At 64.9% G+C, this 15,528-nt stretch carries 20 protein-coding genes; 8 read left to right on the top strand and 12 right to left on the bottom strand.

Features of this window, described 5'->3' with window-relative positions; genetic code table 11:
* Positions 1 to 2 precede the first annotated feature (2 nt).
* The 4 genes from AC1D75_RS01165 (at position 3) to AC1D75_RS01150 (ending at position 1,942) form a co-directional block, all read left to right on the top strand.
* The gene (locus AC1D75_RS01165) at positions 3 to 350 is read left to right on the top strand and encodes a hypothetical protein (RefSeq protein ID WP_495513506.1); all 348 of its coding nucleotides are present in this window, start codon (positions 3 to 5) and stop codon (positions 348 to 350) included.
* An 81-nt stretch (positions 351 to 431) separates the two neighbouring features.
* Positions 432 to 752, top strand: a complete 321-nt coding sequence (locus tag AC1D75_RS01160) for a YbaB/EbfC family nucleoid-associated protein (protein WP_482137332.1) — start codon at positions 432 to 434, stop codon at positions 750 to 752.
* 6 nt (positions 753 to 758) lie between these two features.
* Positions 759 to 1,370, top strand: coding sequence for a recombination mediator RecR (gene recR, locus AC1D75_RS01155; RefSeq protein ID WP_482137001.1), 612 nt, complete (start codon positions 759 to 761; stop codon positions 1,368 to 1,370).
* A gap of 8 nt (positions 1,371 to 1,378) precedes the next feature.
* The gene (locus AC1D75_RS01150; protein ID WP_495513505.1) at positions 1,379 to 1,942 is read left to right on the top strand and encodes a uridine kinase family protein; all 564 of its coding nucleotides are present in this window, start codon (positions 1,379 to 1,381) and stop codon (positions 1,940 to 1,942) included.
* A gap of 49 nt (positions 1,943 to 1,991) precedes the next feature.
* Here AC1D75_RS01150 and AC1D75_RS01145 read toward each other — a convergent pair whose 3' ends face one another.
* The 11 genes from AC1D75_RS01145 to AC1D75_RS01095 form a co-directional block, all read right to left on the bottom strand.
* Positions 1,992 to 3,368, bottom strand: a complete 1,377-nt coding sequence (locus AC1D75_RS01145) for a hypothetical protein (protein WP_495513504.1) — start codon at positions 3,366 to 3,368, stop codon at positions 1,992 to 1,994.
* A gap of 243 nt (positions 3,369 to 3,611) precedes the next feature.
* The gene (locus AC1D75_RS01140; protein WP_495513503.1) at positions 3,612 to 4,256 is read right to left on the bottom strand and encodes a phosphoribosyltransferase; all 645 of its coding nucleotides are present in this window, start codon (positions 4,254 to 4,256) and stop codon (positions 3,612 to 3,614) included.
* Positions 4,257 to 4,311: 55 nt separating this feature from the next.
* Entirely contained in the window at positions 4,312 to 4,845 is a 534-nt protein-coding gene (locus tag AC1D75_RS01135; RefSeq protein WP_495513502.1) for a hypothetical protein, read from the bottom strand.
* Positions 4,845 to 5,402, bottom strand: coding sequence for a hypothetical protein (locus AC1D75_RS01130; protein ID WP_495513501.1), 558 nt, complete (start codon positions 5,400 to 5,402; stop codon positions 4,845 to 4,847). The genes AC1D75_RS01135 and AC1D75_RS01130 overlap by 1 nt, the downstream gene beginning before the upstream one ends.
* Positions 5,403 to 5,407: 5 nt before the next feature.
* Positions 5,408 to 6,133 carry a type 1 glutamine amidotransferase gene (locus AC1D75_RS01125; RefSeq protein WP_495513500.1) on the bottom strand — a complete coding sequence of 242 codons (726 nt, stop codon included), beginning with the start codon at positions 6,131 to 6,133 and terminating at the stop codon, positions 5,408 to 5,410.
* A gap of 1 nt (position 6,134) precedes the next feature.
* Positions 6,135 to 7,409, bottom strand: a complete 1,275-nt coding sequence (locus tag AC1D75_RS01120; RefSeq protein ID WP_495515938.1) for a Mur ligase family protein — start codon at positions 7,407 to 7,409, stop codon at positions 6,135 to 6,137.
* 76 nt (positions 7,410 to 7,485) lie between these two features.
* Positions 7,486 to 7,806, bottom strand: a complete 321-nt coding sequence (locus AC1D75_RS01115) for a metal-sensitive transcriptional regulator (RefSeq protein WP_495513499.1) — start codon at positions 7,804 to 7,806, stop codon at positions 7,486 to 7,488.
* A 56-nt stretch (positions 7,807 to 7,862) separates the two neighbouring features.
* Positions 7,863 to 9,086, bottom strand: coding sequence for a L,D-transpeptidase (locus tag AC1D75_RS01110; RefSeq protein ID WP_495513498.1), 1,224 nt, complete (start codon positions 9,084 to 9,086; stop codon positions 7,863 to 7,865).
* Between the two features lie 77 nt (positions 9,087 to 9,163).
* Complete coding sequence (locus AC1D75_RS01105; RefSeq protein ID WP_495513497.1) at positions 9,164 to 9,820, bottom strand: DUF305 domain-containing protein; 657 nt, start codon at positions 9,818 to 9,820, stop codon at positions 9,164 to 9,166.
* Positions 9,821 to 9,922: 102 nt separating this feature from the next.
* Entirely contained in the window at positions 9,923 to 10,369 is a 447-nt protein-coding gene (locus AC1D75_RS01100) for a DUF6153 family protein (RefSeq protein ID WP_495513496.1), read from the bottom strand.
* Between the two features lie 189 nt (positions 10,370 to 10,558).
* The gene (locus AC1D75_RS01095; RefSeq protein WP_495513495.1) at positions 10,559 to 11,206 is read right to left on the bottom strand and encodes a TetR/AcrR family transcriptional regulator; all 648 of its coding nucleotides are present in this window, start codon (positions 11,204 to 11,206) and stop codon (positions 10,559 to 10,561) included.
* A 60-nt stretch (positions 11,207 to 11,266) separates the two neighbouring features.
* On the opposite strand from AC1D75_RS01095, the gene AC1D75_RS01090 reads away from it, so the two are divergent.
* The 3 genes from AC1D75_RS01090 to AC1D75_RS01080 are packed head-to-tail and all read left to right on the top strand — an operon-like array spanning position 11,267 to position 13,560.
* The gene (locus tag AC1D75_RS01090) at positions 11,267 to 11,887 is read left to right on the top strand and encodes an oxygenase MpaB family protein (protein WP_495513494.1); all 621 of its coding nucleotides are present in this window, start codon (positions 11,267 to 11,269) and stop codon (positions 11,885 to 11,887) included.
* A 9-nt stretch (positions 11,888 to 11,896) separates the two neighbouring features.
* Positions 11,897 to 12,778: an alpha/beta fold hydrolase gene (locus tag AC1D75_RS01085; RefSeq protein ID WP_495513493.1), complete on the top strand. Its 882-nt coding sequence runs from the start codon at positions 11,897 to 11,899 to the stop codon at positions 12,776 to 12,778.
* A 59-nt stretch (positions 12,779 to 12,837) separates the two neighbouring features.
* Positions 12,838 to 13,560 carry a lysophospholipid acyltransferase family protein gene (locus tag AC1D75_RS01080; protein ID WP_495513492.1) on the top strand — a complete coding sequence of 241 codons (723 nt, stop codon included), beginning with the start codon at positions 12,838 to 12,840 and terminating at the stop codon, positions 13,558 to 13,560.
* A 16-nt stretch (positions 13,561 to 13,576) separates the two neighbouring features.
* On the opposite strand, the gene AC1D75_RS01075 is transcribed toward AC1D75_RS01080, so the two are convergent.
* Positions 13,577 to 14,434, bottom strand: coding sequence for an SDR family oxidoreductase (locus tag AC1D75_RS01075; RefSeq protein ID WP_495513491.1), 858 nt, complete (start codon positions 14,432 to 14,434; stop codon positions 13,577 to 13,579).
* Positions 14,435 to 14,550: 116 nt separating this feature from the next.
* On the opposite strand from AC1D75_RS01075, the gene AC1D75_RS01070 reads away from it, so the two are divergent.
* Complete coding sequence (locus AC1D75_RS01070) at positions 14,551 to 15,528, top strand: NAD-dependent epimerase/dehydratase family protein (RefSeq protein WP_495513490.1); 978 nt, start codon at positions 14,551 to 14,553, stop codon at positions 15,526 to 15,528.

Raw genomic sequence — 15,528 nt, 5'->3', positions numbered from 1 at the left:
CCATGGCCATTGTCGTTTCCTATGACCGCTACGAGGACCTCGCCTGTGAGGTTGTCGTCTTTCTCGACGACGAGTCCGGCGACTGCTTTCAGGTGCAGCGTGACCTGCCGCAGACACCGTCGAGTACCCCAGAATCTGCGATTTACCAGATCAGCACGGGTACCGGGCCTGCGGTGGAGCGGGGGATCGTGGCCTGGCAACGCGACGGTGACGAGTTCGAGTTCGCCCTCTCCCCGTTGGCGTCGCGGATGTTCGGGGGCAACGCGCGACTGCGATTCGAGGCGCAGCCCGCCGACGGCGATACCATCGATGACATCGCCGCTGCGCTGGAACGCATGACGCGCGGGTGAGTGCCCGTGGGCGCTGACGCAACAGGTTCGACAACAGACGATCCAACGCAAGGACAAGATCAAGTGCAACCAGACAACCCGATGGCCGGACTCCTCCAACAGGCTCAGGAGATGCAGCAGCAACTGCTGGCCGCTCAGGCCGAGATCTCGGCGGCCGAGGTGACCGGCACCGCTGGTGGTGGCCTGGTGACCATCACCGGTAGCGGCACCGGTGAGGTGACCTCGGTGACGATCGATCCCAAGGTGGTCGACGCCGATGATGTGGAGACCCTGCAGGACCTGATCGTGGGAGCTCTCGCCGACCTTGCCGACAAGCGTGATGCGCTGACGCAGCAGAAGATGGGTCCGCTGGCCGGAGGCCTCGGCGGTCTCGGCGGCGGTTTCCCCGGCCTGGGCGGGTAACCACCGGTGTATGAAGGCCCGATCCAGGACTTGATCGACGAGCTGGCCAAGTTGCCGGGACTCGGTCCGAAGGGTGCTCAACGCATCGCCTTTCACCTGATGGCTGTTCCGGCAGGCGACATCGATCGGCTGACCGCGTCGCTGGTCCATGTCCGTGACGATGTGGTGTTCTGCGAGGTCTGCGGCAACGTGTCCGCACAGGCGCGCTGCCGCATCTGCCGTGACGCGCGCCGCGATGCGAGCAAGATCTGCGTGGTCGAAGAACCCAAAGATGTGCAGGCGATCGAGCGGACGAAAGAATTCTCCGGTCGCTACCACGTACTCGGCGGCGCTCTCGATCCGCTGGGCGGTATCGGTCCGGATCAACTCAGGATTCGGGAATTGCTGCGCCGCTTGGGAAATCAGGAAGACGGCGTCGACGTCAGCGAGGTGATCGTGGCCACCGATCCGAATACGGAGGGCGAGGCCACCGCCACCTACCTGCAACGCATGCTCCGAGATTTCCCCGGGCTGTCGGTGACCAGGCTGGCCTCGGGCCTCCCGATGGGCGGCGACCTGGAGTTTGCCGACGAACTGACACTGGGCCGGGCGCTGTCCGGTCGTCGTGTGCTGACCTAGGCGCCTGCATGGTCGACCAATCCTGGACGGATAGCCTTGCCCGGCAGCTGAAATCGGGCATCGTTGCGATCGACGGACCGTCGGGTGCCGGGAAATCCACGTTTGCCGATGCGCTGGTGGCCAGGCTCGAAGAGCTGCGGACCCGGGTCGTGCTGATCCGTACCGATGACTTTGCCACCTGGGACGACCCGGTGGGATGGTGGCCGGAGCTGGAAGAAGAAGTGCTGCGGTCGTATTGGCGCGGGCACGATTTTCGTTTTCACCCTCGGGTGTGGCGTGACGGCAAACCCGAGCTCGGTCCGCGGGTCTGGCTGCGGTGGGAACCGTTGCTGATCATCGAGGGCGTGTCGAGTGCTCGGGTGCCGGTTCGCAGCCATCTCAAACGTGCGCTCTGGCTCGACGGTGGCACGGAAGAGCAGCGACTGGAACGTGGGGTCGCGCGTGACGGCGAGGCGCAGCGTGAAAACCTACGCCGCTGGCAGGATTTCGAGCGCGGCTGGTTTGCCGTCGACCGCACCCGCGACTATTGCGAGGTCGTTCCCGAGTGCGTGCTGGGGTCTGCGACGAGCTGAGCGGGGCTCAGGCGGCTGTCACGGCCGACGACCGGGAGCGGCCTGATCATCAGCTCGCCGGGGCTCCGGTGTTGTCCTCGGCCAGGCACACTGATCGAAGTACGTTGTGGTACACGATGAGTCCGTAGGTGTTCGGTGCGTTGATCAGACTGCCCGGGTTCGGTATCAGCTGCGTCAACTGCTCCGTGGTCAGCGTGGGAAGCAGTAGCTGCAACACCGAGGCCGTGGCCGGCTTGCTCTGGGTGTAGGCCAGGCTGAAGACGTGGGTGCTCAGCGCGTAGGCGTAATAGCCCGCGGTCATGGATTTGGTGACGGTGAGGTCCGATAGCGGGACGGTCTCGGACATATCTGCACCGCCGAGGTAGTTGCCCACCAGGCCGGTGATGGCCTGGGTCGGCGCACCGCCCACATAGGGGACGAGACCGAGTCCGAAGTCCATCAGTGTCTCGATGGTTCCGAAGTCCGCAGGATCTTCCGGGATGAGGTTGTGCGGCACCTGCGCCCGGCTCATGAAGTCCCGCAGCCGCGCGGTCTGGTCGGTAACCTGCGCTCCGGTCTTTGCATCGGTGGTGGCCTGCAGATAATGGGAGGTGCGGTCGACGATCCGGGACAGCGGCAGCGATCCCACCGAGGGGCAGGTCTTGTCTTCGGCGATCAGTACCTGTCCGGCGATGTCGGTGAGTATCTGTGGCACTCGATTCGGGAAGCGGAGGTCTTTCACGGGCTGACCGGCCCGGTCCTTCTGGTCCTGGGTGACCGAGACGATGCAGGCATCGAGGAGCGCGGCGCTCAACGCTTCTTTGACCACGTTGATCGCCATCGAACCAAGGCTCAGCGGCAGAGAGATCAACAGTCCGAGGCTGACGGGGCCGATAGGCATGATCGGCGGAATGGTCCCTGCCACCAGCGTCATCGGGATGATGACGGTGATGTAGAGGTAGAGGTACACGGTCTCGACGGCCTGCGACAAGGTCATGTTCTCGAGGGTGATCGCTTCGTACTCGGTGCCGTTCCGGATGTTCATCAGCTGCGTCAGGATGTACTGCGACAGCGGGTCCCGGTATTGGAGACTCGGGGAATCCTCGGACGCGCCGAGCCCGACCGGGTGGTTCGAGATCGCCAGCGACGACACGCGCAGGCCGTCCATGTCACGGTGGGCGTCGGCCTTGATCGAGGCGGCGTCCCGCTTCACCTGCTCGGGCATCTGGGGTAGCAGCGAGTCGAAGACGGCATCGTAGATTCCGCCGAGGGTCGCAAAATTCGAGCCGACACACTCTGTCGGAGCGGCGCTCGGAGGGGATGTCGACGGTTGCACCGGCGCGGCGGTCGCCGAACCCACCTGGCCGATCACACCGCTGCTGCCGAAGGTCACGAGCGTCAAACTCAGGACCAACGTCGCGACGCCGGCGTGGAGAAGACGTCGCAACGGCTTGTGTGGCCGAGCTGACAAGACGGTCCCCGATCTGTTGACGCCCGCACAAGCGCGCACGCGGCATAAGCGTTGAATTCATCACTGGATGCAAAGCCAGCATAAGAATCGCACAGCCTGGCGAAAGTGTGGAGTGGCGCACCGAAATTCACGATGCGCAACCATGATTCGGTGAACTCTAGATTTGTCTCGACATCCATACCCCGCATCGACGCCCGGTTCCGGGCTGTAGCGGGTCTGTCAGGCAGTTGGACGGGCCAACAGCTTGCATACGGTGGCGTCGGAGACCTGCTCGAAACGTTGGTACCACTGGCCAACGGCCCGGAAATCGGCGGGCGTGCTCACGCAGACGAGGTCGTCGACCAGCGGTGTGATCTCGGAGATGGCCGACTGCGGTGCGACACCCACAGCGACGATCAATCGTGCGGGCTCCAGCAACCGGGCGGCCTCTATCGCCGCCCGCATGCTCGCTCCGGTGGCGAGTCCGTCGTCGACCAGGATGGCGATCCGGTCGGCCATGGCGATCGGAGGCCGGCCGGCGCGGTACTTCTGCTCACGTCTGGCGAGCTCGTGGGTCTCGGCATCGACGATGTCGCGAAGTTGCTGGTCGGTGACGCCGAAATCGGAGACCACGCGTCGGCTGATGGCCGGAGTACCGCCGAAGGCCACCGCGCCCAACGCCAACTCCGGATTGCTGGGGACACCGAGCTTGCGGATGATGCAGGCGTCGAGTGATGCGTGCAGTGCAGCGGCGACCTCCCACGCGACCGGTACCCCACCGCGGGCGAGGCCGAAGACGGTGACCGCGGGATTGTCGACAAGACCGGCATCGCGGGCGATCAGCGCTGTGGCCAGCATCTGACCGGCCTCGCTGCGATCTCGCAACGTATGACCCCGGTCGCTCCATGGTTGTCGCGTGACCGGTCACCTCCGCCGGCTATTACAGGAACTGTGCCTTCGTGATGCAGGTCTTTCCATTCTGCACGATCACCTCGTACACGATGCGGGATTGGTTCACGGCGTCACCGGATTGCCAGGACGCTGCGACCAGAACCTGCGCCGATGGCGAGCTCGGGATGTGAGGTGTTACAGCGAGTGCTTCGAATGTGACTGTGCTGGTGCGGTTCTGGGTCCTCAGCTCGTCGGTGAACGAGATCAGATTGGGTAGCGCCGAATCTGCGAACTCGCCGCAGGTGTTGTCCTTGAACGTTGCGATTTGGGTGTCACTGGTCGCCGGGCTGATCTCGAACATGCTGCGGGTGACCGTCTCGGCGATGTCGCGGGCCTGCTGATCGTCGATCACCGGGACGGGTGGGGCGGGCGGTGCGGCATCGGAGTCGTTGTCCGGCGCGGTCAGGGTGGCCAGCGCAATGGTCAGGGCCACGACGGCAACGACGACCACCGCCAGGATGATCGCGGTGCGAATGTGATGGCCGGAACGCTCGGGGCGCTGGGGTGTGGGCGATTCGGTCATCACAGCACCTCCATCGCGCTGATACATGCCGGGACGGCAGTGCGGTCCACGGTGAACTCGATGGCCGTGGTGGCAGGCGCGGCCGGGATGTTGTTCTCGGTGGTGTCGAGGATGAAGAAGGCGAGCACCGTGGCGGTGTTCTCATCCTGCTCGACGATCCCGTAATGGGCATTGGAGGTCACCACACTGCGATTGGTGTCGGCGACGATGCGGGGCAACGTCTTTGCGGTCTCGTTCCACTGCTCGAGGGCATCTCCGCAGAGTGATGCCTGTGCTGATTTCACCGTCGCGTTGATGGTGTCCGGTGTGAAGTTGTAGAGCGATTCGGTGGTTGCCCGAACGGTGTCGACTGCTGAGGCCTGGGGCGCGGCCTCGGTCGTGGTGGGCGTCGCCGAGGCGGCATCGTCATTGCCGGTCACCGACCAGGTGATCGCCCAGGTGGCGGTCACGACCACGGCGAGAACGACAAGTCCCAGCGCGAACACCAGCGGGGCCTTTGTGGGGACACGGTTCTGTGGTGTCGTGCCACCCCGTTGTGGCGCAGTCGATTTCGGCATCGGTGTCAGCCTCGGCGGCCGGCGGCCAGACGCTCACGACGCAGACGCTCGACCTCGGGTAGGTCCAGGGGCGCGAGCTTGTCCACGCCGAGCGCCCGGGACAGCAGCAGGTCGGCGAGTTCCGGATTGCGGGCCAACGCCGGACCGTGCAGATAGGTACTGATCACCGAACCCTGTACGGCGCCTTCGATTCTTTCGCCGCCGCCGTTGCCGACGCCGTGCTTGACGCGGGCCAGCGGTCGGGCGTCGGGGCCGAGGGTGGTGCCGCCGCGGTGGTTCTCGAACCCGGTCAGAGGGGCGGTCAAGCCGGACTCCGGGAGCGGATCGGTGATGAGTTCGCCGATGCTGCGGGTCTTTTGCGGTGTGGTGGTCAGGTCGAGCATCGAGATACCGTCCACCCGTTCACCGGCCGACGTCTCGTACCAGTGTCCCAGCACCTGGATGGCCGCGCAGATCGCCAGTACCGGCCGTCCGGCTTCGGCGGCTCGTTGCAGCCCTGGGTATTTCGTCAGATGCCGGGTCGCCAGGCGCTGTGCGTAGTCCTCGGCACCGCCGAGGGTGTAGACGTCGAGGGACTCGGGCACCGGGTCGGCGAGCGTGATCTGGATGACCTCGGCGTCGATGCCGCGCATCCGGGCGCGCTGCCGCAGGATCAGGGCGTTGCCGCCGTCGCCGTAGGTGCCCATCACGTCGGGCAGTACCAGGCCGATACGCAAGGTCGATTCGCTCATGTCAGCGGATACCCTTCTCCGCGCGGTCCATTGCGATACCGAGGTCGCGGAATGCGGTGTAGTTGGCGAGCACTTCCACACGCCCCGGTGGGCAGGACGCGATCGCCGCCATCGGGTCGGCGATCGTGGTGTGTTCGGCGCCGGCGTAGAGAAGTCGCACACCGAGATCGGTGGCCCGTTCCCCGGCGGCAACCACCGCGATGTTCTCGAACTCCTCGAAACGCACATCCCAGAGCCAGCTCAGGTCCTCACCGTCGGGCACCTGGCCGTTGACCGCGATGACCAGTCCCTCGGCGTCGCGGTCGATCATCGACATGGCCTCCTGCCAGCCGGCGGGGTTCTTGGCCAGTAGTACGCGCACGCGATGCGGTCCGATCTGGTGCACGCCGTACCGGCCTGCCACCTCGCCGACCGTGCCCGCCGCTGCGGTCGCCGCTGCGGGGTCGGCGCCCATCGCCGTGGCCGCGGCGATCGCCTGTGTGGCGTTTCCGCGGTTCGCCTTGCCGGGCACGGCGAGTTCCATCGGGTGAGAGAAGCCGTTGGGTCCGTACACGTGGGTCTCGTCGAACCACCAATCAGGTTGGGGCCGTGCGAAATCGATGCCGGGGGAGTACCAGTGGTCGCCTTCGCGGACGATCGGCTCTCCGGAGCGCGGGCAGCTGACCGAGTCATTGGCCCAGCCCGCACCCGCGGCGACCCACACCACATTCGGGGCGTCGTAGGCGGCGGACGAGACGAGCACGTCGTCGCAGTTGGCGATGACGGTGGCCTGCGGATGCCGGGCGATGCCCTCGCGCAGACGGCGTTCGATCATGTTGATCTCGCCGACGCGGTCGAGCTGATCCCGGGAGAGGTTCAGCAGGACGATCGCCTCGGGTTCGACGGCGTCGCCGACGTGGGGGACGTGCAGTTCGTCGACCTCGAGGGCGGCGAGCTTCGCATTCGGGTGCAGCGAGAGCGCTGCCACGATGCCGGCGTCCATGTTGGCGCCGTCGGCCTGCGATGCGACCTCCCCGAGTGACGCGAGCGCTGCGGCGGTCATCCGGGTGGTTGTGGACTTGCCGTTGGTGCCGGTGATGATCACGCTGCGCTTGCCGCGACCCAACTCGCCGAGCAGGTCCGGATCGATCTTGAGGGCCACCAGGCCACCGATCATGGAGCCTTTGCCGCGGCCGGTCTTCTGCGAGGCCCAGCGGGCGGCTGCCGCTGCGCGCAGGGCCAGCTTGGCGCGTGGGCGGAGCCGGGTGGAAGGGCGTGGGCGGTCGTCGTCGAGCATGGCAGCGAGTTTGTCACAGGTCCCGGTGTGACCCGTGTCGAGAGTGGTCACGGCCTGGTGAGGCACTCCAAAGAGATCAGGATCGAACCAGCCGGGCGATGGCGGCGGATGCTTCGGCGAGTTTGCGTTCGGCTTCCTCACCGCCGGTCTTGGCGGCATCGACCACACAGTGCCGCAGGTGGTCATCGAGCAAACCAAGGGCGACGCTTTCGACCGCCTTGGTCAAGGCGGAGATCTGGGTGAGGATGTCGATGCAGTACTGCTCTTCGTCGACCATGCGGTGGATACCCCGGGCCTGACCCTCGATGCGCTTGAGACGGGCGAGGTACTTCTTCTTGTCGTTGATGTACCCGTGTGGGGCCGAGTGGTCGGCGTCGGTGGTCGGGATGGCAGTCATGGTGAAGATCCTAGGGTTCGCGGGCGTTGGGAGTGCGGGTGCGCAAGGCCGGTGGATCAGGCCAGTGCGCTGCCGGCAACCCATTGATCCCACGGCACGCTCCAGTCGCCGTTCTGCCACAGCTCCAGCGGTGGCCCGCCGGTGTTGCGCACCTCGACGATGTCACCGGGTACCGAGAAGTCGTAGAACCATTTGGCGTTGTCGGGGTTGAGGTTGAGGCAACCGGACGACACGTTGGTGTTGCCCTGCTGCGCGATGGTGTCGGCGAGCTCGTGCAGGTAGATGCCGTCGTTGCTGATCCGCGTGGCGTTGTAGATGGTTTCGCGGTAGCCGAGGCGGGAGTTGACCGGCAGGCCGTAGGTCGACGAGTCCATGATGACCGGGCTGGCCTTGTCCAGCACCGTATAGGTGCCCGATTGGGTCCAGAAGTGGATGGTCTGGCCGTTGACCGTTTCGGTACCGCCGCGGCCCATCGAGGTCGGCATGGTGCGTACCAGCTCACCGTTGTTGTAGACGCTGACCTGCTTGGTGGTGTCGTCGGCGATCGATACGTGAGCGTCCCCGATGGTGAACGAGGTGCTCACGTCTTCCTGACCGAACAGGTTGTCCCCGAGCTGGATTCCGTAGACATCCGCGCTGACGGTGACGGTGGTCCCCGGGGTGTAGTACTCCTGTGGTCGCCAGTGTGCGTTCTGGTCGTCGACCCAGTTCCAGGAGCCGGTGACCGGCGGGTCGGTGCGCACTGACAGCGTGCGCTGCGCGGCAGCGAGGTCGGTGATGGGTTCGTCGAAATGCGCGACGATCACCGTGCCCACGCCGTAGGTGGCGCCGTCGGCGAGCAGATTTCCGCCGGTGGTCACGAACGTCGGTTTGGTCTGGTTGCCCGGCGTGATCGTCGCGAACGAGGCGGTCTCTTCGGTGCGCTGACCGTCGTTGATCGCGCTGGCCACGATGGTGTAGTCGCGGCTGTATCCCAGTGACTCAGCGGGTTTCCAGGCAACCCGGTCGGGAGTGAAGATGCCGTCGATGACGGTCCCGTCCTCGTTGGTCATGACCACCGACTCCAAGGTGCCAAGTGAGGACTCCACCGTGACGGGGTCGGTGGGGTTGAACGAGACTTCGCCGTCACCGGGAGTGAAGGTGATGACGGGAGCGGCGGCTGCCGCTTCGGAAGACGGCCCGCCGGTTGATTCCGAGGGCGAGGTGGATGAGGAGCAGGCCGCGAGCATCACAACGATGAGCGGCAGCAACAACACCCGCAGTAGGGAGCGGATATGCATGAGACCTCCAGATAACAGGAAGGGCGGCACGCCAGAGTTCACGGAACGCGGCGTGGGGGGATGGAAGTGCTGTTTGTTCAGGGCTGTGTCTGCATCGCCTTCATGGTGTCGATCTCGGCTCGCTGGGTTGCCACGATGGTGTTGGCCATCTGGTCGACCTCTGGGCTGAGTCCGTCGGCGATCACGGTGTCGGCCATCTCGATCGCACCGATGTGGTGCTCGATCATCATCGACAGCCAGGTCTGTTCGAAATCGGCACCGTTTTTGGCGGCCAGGTCGGTCATGTCCTGATCGGTCATCAGTCCACTCATCCCGCCGGCGCCGTGGTCCATGTCGGTGCTGGGGGCCGGCTGACCCCACTGCGCCAGCCATTGCTGTAGCTGCGTCATTTCCGGTCCCTGCGCATTCTCGATGGCCGTGGCCAGCTCGATCAGCTGCGTGTTGGTGCTGCGGCCGTCGACGAGCCCGGCCATCTCCACAGCCTGCGCGTGATGCGGATACATCATCTGCGCGAACATGACGTCCGCTTGGTTGAACTGGGCCATGTTCGCTGTTGACCCGGCGCTACCCGGAGCGTTGGACATCGACGATTGCGACATCGAATCCATGTCATGGTGATCGTCGTTGTTGTCGCCGCAGCCGGCCAGCACGAGTGCGGCAACACCGAGACCGGAAACGGCGAGTTTGATACGGGTGGAATGGTTTTTGGGCGGGATGGAATGGGTCAAAGACATCGGGGATCTCCTCAGGAAAATTGTTCACGAAATCGGATGGACTGATGCGTACCTGACGGCACGCCGAAGGACGGTCACCGCAGCAGGGCGGTGAGATGCCCATCAGATCCGCAGAATCGACAATTTCTCCAAAGTGGTTGTTGCCCAGGGTGGTGCCCGGGAAGCATGCCTGCCGAACAGGCCGATGCCTGACTGGCGGGCACGTGCTCCGAAACGGTGTTTCAACAGTCGTCGAATGAGAAGCAACCCCGAGGCGATGGTGATGACAGCCATGCACATCGCCATCCCGGTATGTCCGGAGCAATTGGCGGTGCAGCTCTCCACAATCTGCGATATGCCCGACGCGGTCGGCGTCGAATGCTCGGTCATCGATCCGGCCGTCACCAGGTGTCCACCGGGGGGATGCACCATCGGTACCGAGTGCATCAGCAGCACACCGACGAGTACGGCGAACGCCGCACCGGCCATCATCAAGCCGCGGCTGTGATCGCGCCACCGGAAAGGTGCGGCGACGAGAGGTCGCGAGTCCGCGTCCACGGCCGTCGACATGCGCACCTCCCATTCTGCCGTACTTCCACGACTATTTTACCCCCCACGGGTATACCTCAATCGTGGATGAATTCCCACCATGAGCGTGATTTGTGACCCAGTCCATGCTGGTTCTGCTTGTGGCTCAGTTCATTGCATGAGTCATTCATGCAGAGCGGACCGATCCCTGCAGAGCCCCGGGAAGGGCGACTAATGCAGGGTTCCGGTCACCAGGGGTGCGATCGTGCGGCGTGCGATGTCGCGCGCGACGGCTTTGTCGTTGAGGTCGAAGCGACCGTCCGGTACCACGAGATACCCGAGGGTCAGCCGGACGATGGCGTCGGCCTGGATGGCGGGATCAGAGGGCGGGAGCAGGCAGTCTGCCTGCGCCATCGCGATGCGCGCGGCGATGAACTGGCGGCCCAACTCGATGGGCGAGGGGTCGCCGCTGGACAGGATCGCCAGGACCTCGCCACCGTGTCCCGGTTTCGGGTTGTCGCCGAGGAACCGCTTGCGCATCTGTAGGCAGGCCACGAAGGCCTCCACGATGCGCTCGGTGGGATCGGTGACCCGCAGGAAGGTGGCGGTGATCTCGGTGAGGAAAGTGCGGAGCAGCTGTGCGATCGCTGCCTCGAACACCGCGTCCTTGCTTCCGAAACGCCGGAACAGGGTCGCGCGGCTGACGCCGGACCGCGCCGCCACGTCGTCCATCGTCGCTGCCTGTGTCCCGAGCTCGGCGAGAACGCTCAAGGCGGCGTCGAACACGTCGCCATCAGCGGAATCGGCGGGTTTGTCGGATATGGCCGCGATGGCGGCTCGTTCGAACAATCGGGGCAGGGGTGCGCCGGGACGTGGCATCGGAGCAGTATCGCACTTGAGACTTATCTGTTAGTAATAGACTCATGTCCGAGCCGGCGAGTGATTCAGGTACCCGAACAGGCAATCGATGGGTCCGCTCCGCTGGGGCCCGGTTCGGTCGCCTGGACCGTATTTGGGGACCTGACATTCGTCTTGGGTGCGTCCCGCCGTCTGTTGATCGACGTGGCACATCCGGTTGTCGCCGCGGGGGTGCGCGAGTTCTCTGTATTCGAATCAGATCCGTACGGCCGTGCCGAGCGCACTCTCGACATGATCATGGGCGTTGTCTACGGGCGCGACGAGTCGTTGGCGACGGCTCGCCGGCTGCGCGATCTACATCAGAACTTCAAGGGCGCAAACTCGGACGGGTCGCGGTGGAGTGCGCTGAACCCGGAGGCCTTCCACTGGGTGCACGCCAGTCTGGTCCACGGTGTCTACACCCAGCAGAAAGTGCTCGGGCGAGGCTGGCGGCCTGGTGAGGTCGAGCAGTTCTATCTCGAAATGCGACAGGTCGGGCGTCTCTACGGCGTACGCGATCAGGACATGCCGGAGGATTGGGTGGGGTTCTGTCGCTGGTTTGACCAGATGACCGCAACGCGACTCCCTCGGCTGGTCCGACTCGTTCCGCAGGCCCGCCAGGCGATCCGGCAGGCCGAGCGCGATCTCGCCCGGAATTCCTGAGGCGTGAGCGTGGAGGTTCTTGATGTCCGTAGCGCCGACGGCACCCGGCTGCACACCGAGATCTACGGCCCGTCGGATGCGCCGATCATCGTGCTGACACATGGGATCGCGTGCGCAATAGGATTCTGGCGCAACCAGATAGAGGAACTCAGTTCCGACTTCCGGGTAGTCGCGTTCGACCATCGCGGTCACGGGAAGAGTGAGGCGCCGCGTTCGGGCAGCTACAGCCTCGATCATCTCGCCGACGATCTGCACGCCGTGCTCACCGCGACCGTTCCAGTCGGTCGCCGAGCGGTGATTGCTGGGCATTCGATGGGTGGAATCGCGGTGATGGCGTGGGCCGAAAGGTACCCCGACGACGTTCCGGCCCGAGCTCAGGCTGTTGCGCTGGTGAACACGACCTCGGGTGAGATCTTGGACAACGTGCGGTTCCTGCGGGGCCCGGCGCGGCTGATCAAGATTCGTCGACAGCTCGCGGCCGCGGTCGTACCCCTGGCCCGGCTGCCCATGCCGCGGCGAATACCGTTGCGGCGCAAGTTGTTGGCGCATGTGTCGGTCGGGATCGGTGCCGATGTGGCGATCGGTGTCGAAGTTGATGGGATGTTCGGATCCACCTCGGCTCGCGGGCGTGGTGGATACGGTGCGCTGTTGGTGGGCATGGTCGACCATGTTGATGCCGGTGCCGTGAACGTGCCGACGCTGGTCATCGCCAGCCGCGGCGACAAGATCGCGCCCATCGAACGGTCGCGTCTGATCGCCTCCCGGCTTCCGCAACTGATCGAACTCGTCGAACTCGCCGGCGGCCACTGCGGACCGCTCGAATACCCGGACGCGGTCACCGAAGCGCTGCGCGGATTGGCCCTGAGGGCGTCGCGTCCCCGGGCTGGGTGAGAACTGACGGTTGACGAACCTCAACCTACGGTCACGTAACTTACGGTACCGTAGGTTCGGTGAACATCGATATCGCAGAGGCCGACCAGGTGTATGCCCACTATCTGGACCATCAGCAGGATCGCCGCAACGCGTTGATGAAATACGGCTTCCTTGCGCTGAAGTACCGTCCACGGGTTCGCTTCGATGAAGCCGGTGCGAAGGCAACGCTGACCGGGCTGATCGAGTCCGGCGTGCGGTTGGTGATCTCCGTCAATCACATCAGCGAGGTTGATCCGTACACGGTTGCGGCAGCGGCATTTCGGTCTCCGTTGCGTTCGCTGATCGGCCGCACGCGCATCCTGGCCAAGGATGAGTTGTTCGTCGACGAGGAACTCCGTCGGAAGATCGATTCCATGGGAGGCATTCCGGTGTTCCGGGCGAAGAACCATGGAACCCGGGTCGCAGCCGAGGCGGGCCTGAAGATGATCGACACCTGCGTCGAGCGGATGTCCCGTGGGGACAGCATTGCGGTGTTTCCGGAGGGCACGTGCAATCTCGACGACCCCGCCACGGTGGCGCCGATCGGTAGCGGAGTCGCCCACATCGCGGTACGGGCAAGAAATGCCGGTTGCCGAGTCGCCCTGGTCAACATGGGACTGTCCTATCAGGGGGCAGGAAACCGAAAGCCTCTGGTGGTCATGGGAACTCCCACAGAGTTGGAACCGAAAGCGCGTCCCGCCGCCGTCGCGCGGCAGATCCGACTCGATCTGCAACGCGTCGTCAACCTCGCAAACGCCTGACTCACTGCGCAGGCGTCTACTTCCTACGGCGCCCGAATGTCTGGAAGCGGTAGAGGTAGGGCGCGATGCGGTAGAGGGGGACCGCGCGTGGCCACTCGTTGGTCCGGAAGTATGCGTCGGTGCCGCCGTCGACGAATATGACGCTGCCGCACAGGAAGTCGGCGGCGTCCGACAGCATGAAGATCACCCAGTCGGCGAGCTTGCCGGGATCGCCGAATCCGCCGACGGGGACAGGGAACTTCTTGACCGCCTTGGATTCCGTGGGCGAGGCGAGCTGCGCTTCGAGTAGGGGTGTCATGATCGCGCCCGGCGCCAGCGCGTTGAGTCGGATGCCCGCGCCTGCCCATTGTGGTGAGACCGCCTGTTGTCGCACCCAGCGGCTCACCGCGATCTTCGATGCGGCATAGGCCATCACCGAGGCGGCCTTGCCGAACATCCGAACCGATCGCACGGCCTTGTCGCTGTCACCGGCCAGGAACGCTCTGATGGCGCGACGCGGTACCGCCGGCACCGTAGTTGTGGAATTGCTCGAGAAGACAATCACTTTCGCGGCGTCAGTGGTCGCCAGTGCCTCTCGCCAGCCCTGCAATAAGTCCACAACACCGAAGTAGTTGACCTCGGCGATCAAGCGCGGGCGGTCTTTGCCCGGGCCGGGGCCGAGCCCGGCGGCGAGCACCGCACCGTTGAGTTCGCCCTCCGACCTCGCGAGAACCTCCTTGACGGCGCTCTGGCGACCAGCGGCCGTCGACAGATCGGCGATCACGTCGGCGTCCTTGAGGTCGACCCCGATGACGGTGTGGCCGGCTTCGGCAAGCTTGGTGGCCACTTCGCGGCCCATTCCCGATGCGGCTCCGGTTACGGCATACACGCCCATGGCATTACTTCCTCGACGGTCGGGGGTTGGGATTCTCGCATTAGTGGTCCAGCGGAACAGTAATGTACGCGGTGTACGCCGTCGGGGAGGCTGTTCGGCGTGAAAGGAGTGGTTACATGCTGGTCGCTGTCACCGGGGGAACCGGCTACCTCGGGGCCCACCTGGTTCGTGCGGTCCTGGAAGCCGGGCATCAGGTCCGTCTGCTGGTCACGCCCGACGAGAAGATCGATGAGTTGCTCGCGGTCCTGACTGCAGCCGGGTCCGTCGAAACCCTGGTCGGTGACGTTCGTAGCGCCGATACGGTGGACGCGCTGTTGTCCGGGACGGACGCCGTCATCCATGCCGCCGGGGTGGTCGGGACGGATGACCGGCGCGCCGAGCTGATGTGGGAGGTCAACGCGTATGCCGCAGAGGCGGTGATGCGGTCGGCCGTCGAGCGGGGGCTCGATCCGGTGGTGCTGGTGAGCAGCTACGCGGTGCTGACCCCGACCACTGATCCGATCGTCACCCTCGACACCCCGACAGCGCAGGCGCGCAGTGCCTACGGCAAGAGCAAGGGATATGCCGAACGTGCGGCCCGGGTACTGCAGGAAAGCGGTGCTCCGGTGGTGGTCACCTATCCGAGCAGTGTGGTCGGGCCTGCGCTGCACACCGCTCCGGGTGTCACCGAGCAGGGCTGGGGCACCATCGTGCGTTCCCGCTGGGCACCGCGGGTGCGTGGCGGCATGCAGATGATCGATGTCCGAGATGTCGCCGATGTGCACGCAGGCATCATCGATGCCGGACCCGGACAGGGGCCGCGCCGCTACCTCTGTGGCGGCCAGATGCTGACGTTTGACGGCATGGTTGATGCGGTCGAGGTGGGGATGGGCCGTAAGGTCCGACGGATCCCGCTGCAGCCGAACATATTTCGCCGACTGGGCAAGATGGTCGATGCCATCGGTCGATGGATTCCGGTCAGCGGCGGCTTCAGTGGTGAAGCGGCCGAGTTCCTGACCGCTGCGGTCCCCACCGACGACACCGTCACGTTGAACGATCTCGGAATGAAGTGGCGTTCCCCGGCGGATGCGATTGTCGCCACCTTCCGTCCGTAA

It is taken from the genome of Williamsia sp. Y712 (assembly GCF_059445525.1).
This window is presented reverse-complemented; position numbering and strand designations above follow the sequence as displayed.

Coding starts and splice junctions, on each gene's coding strand:
- AC1D75_RS01165 (WP_495513506.1), top strand. CDS start 3: ATGGCCATTGTCGTTTCCTATGACCGCTACGAGGACCTCGCCTGTGAG.
- AC1D75_RS01160 (WP_482137332.1), top strand. CDS start 432: ATGGCCGGACTCCTCCAACAGGCTCAGGAGATGCAGCAGCAACTGCTG.
- AC1D75_RS01150 (WP_495513505.1), top strand. CDS start 1,379: ATGGTCGACCAATCCTGGACGGATAGCCTTGCCCGGCAGCTGAAATCG.
- AC1D75_RS01135 (WP_495513502.1), bottom strand. CDS start 4,845: ATGACCGAATCGCCCACACCCCAGCGCCCCGAGCGTTCCGGCCATCAC.
- AC1D75_RS01130 (WP_495513501.1), bottom strand. CDS start 5,402: ATGCCGAAATCGACTGCGCCACAACGGGGTGGCACGACACCACAGAAC.
- AC1D75_RS01125 (WP_495513500.1), bottom strand. CDS start 6,133: ATGAGCGAATCGACCTTGCGTATCGGCCTGGTACTGCCCGACGTGATG.
- AC1D75_RS01120 (WP_495515938.1), bottom strand. CDS start 7,409: ATGCTCGACGACGACCGCCCACGCCCTTCCACCCGGCTCCGCCCACGC.
- AC1D75_RS01115 (WP_495513499.1), bottom strand. CDS start 7,806: ATGACTGCCATCCCGACCACCGACGCCGACCACTCGGCCCCACACGGG.
- AC1D75_RS01110 (WP_495513498.1), bottom strand. CDS start 9,086: ATGCATATCCGCTCCCTACTGCGGGTGTTGTTGCTGCCGCTCATCGTT.
- AC1D75_RS01105 (WP_495513497.1), bottom strand. CDS start 9,820: ATGTCTTTGACCCATTCCATCCCGCCCAAAAACCATTCCACCCGTATC.
- AC1D75_RS01100 (WP_495513496.1), bottom strand. CDS start 10,369: ATGTCGACGGCCGTGGACGCGGACTCGCGACCTCTCGTCGCCGCACCT.
- AC1D75_RS01095 (WP_495513495.1), bottom strand. CDS start 11,206: ATGCCACGTCCCGGCGCACCCCTGCCCCGATTGTTCGAACGAGCCGCC.
- AC1D75_RS01075 (WP_495513491.1), bottom strand. CDS start 14,434: ATGGGCGTGTATGCCGTAACCGGAGCCGCATCGGGAATGGGCCGCGAA.
- AC1D75_RS01070 (WP_495513490.1), top strand. CDS start 14,551: ATGCTGGTCGCTGTCACCGGGGGAACCGGCTACCTCGGGGCCCACCTG.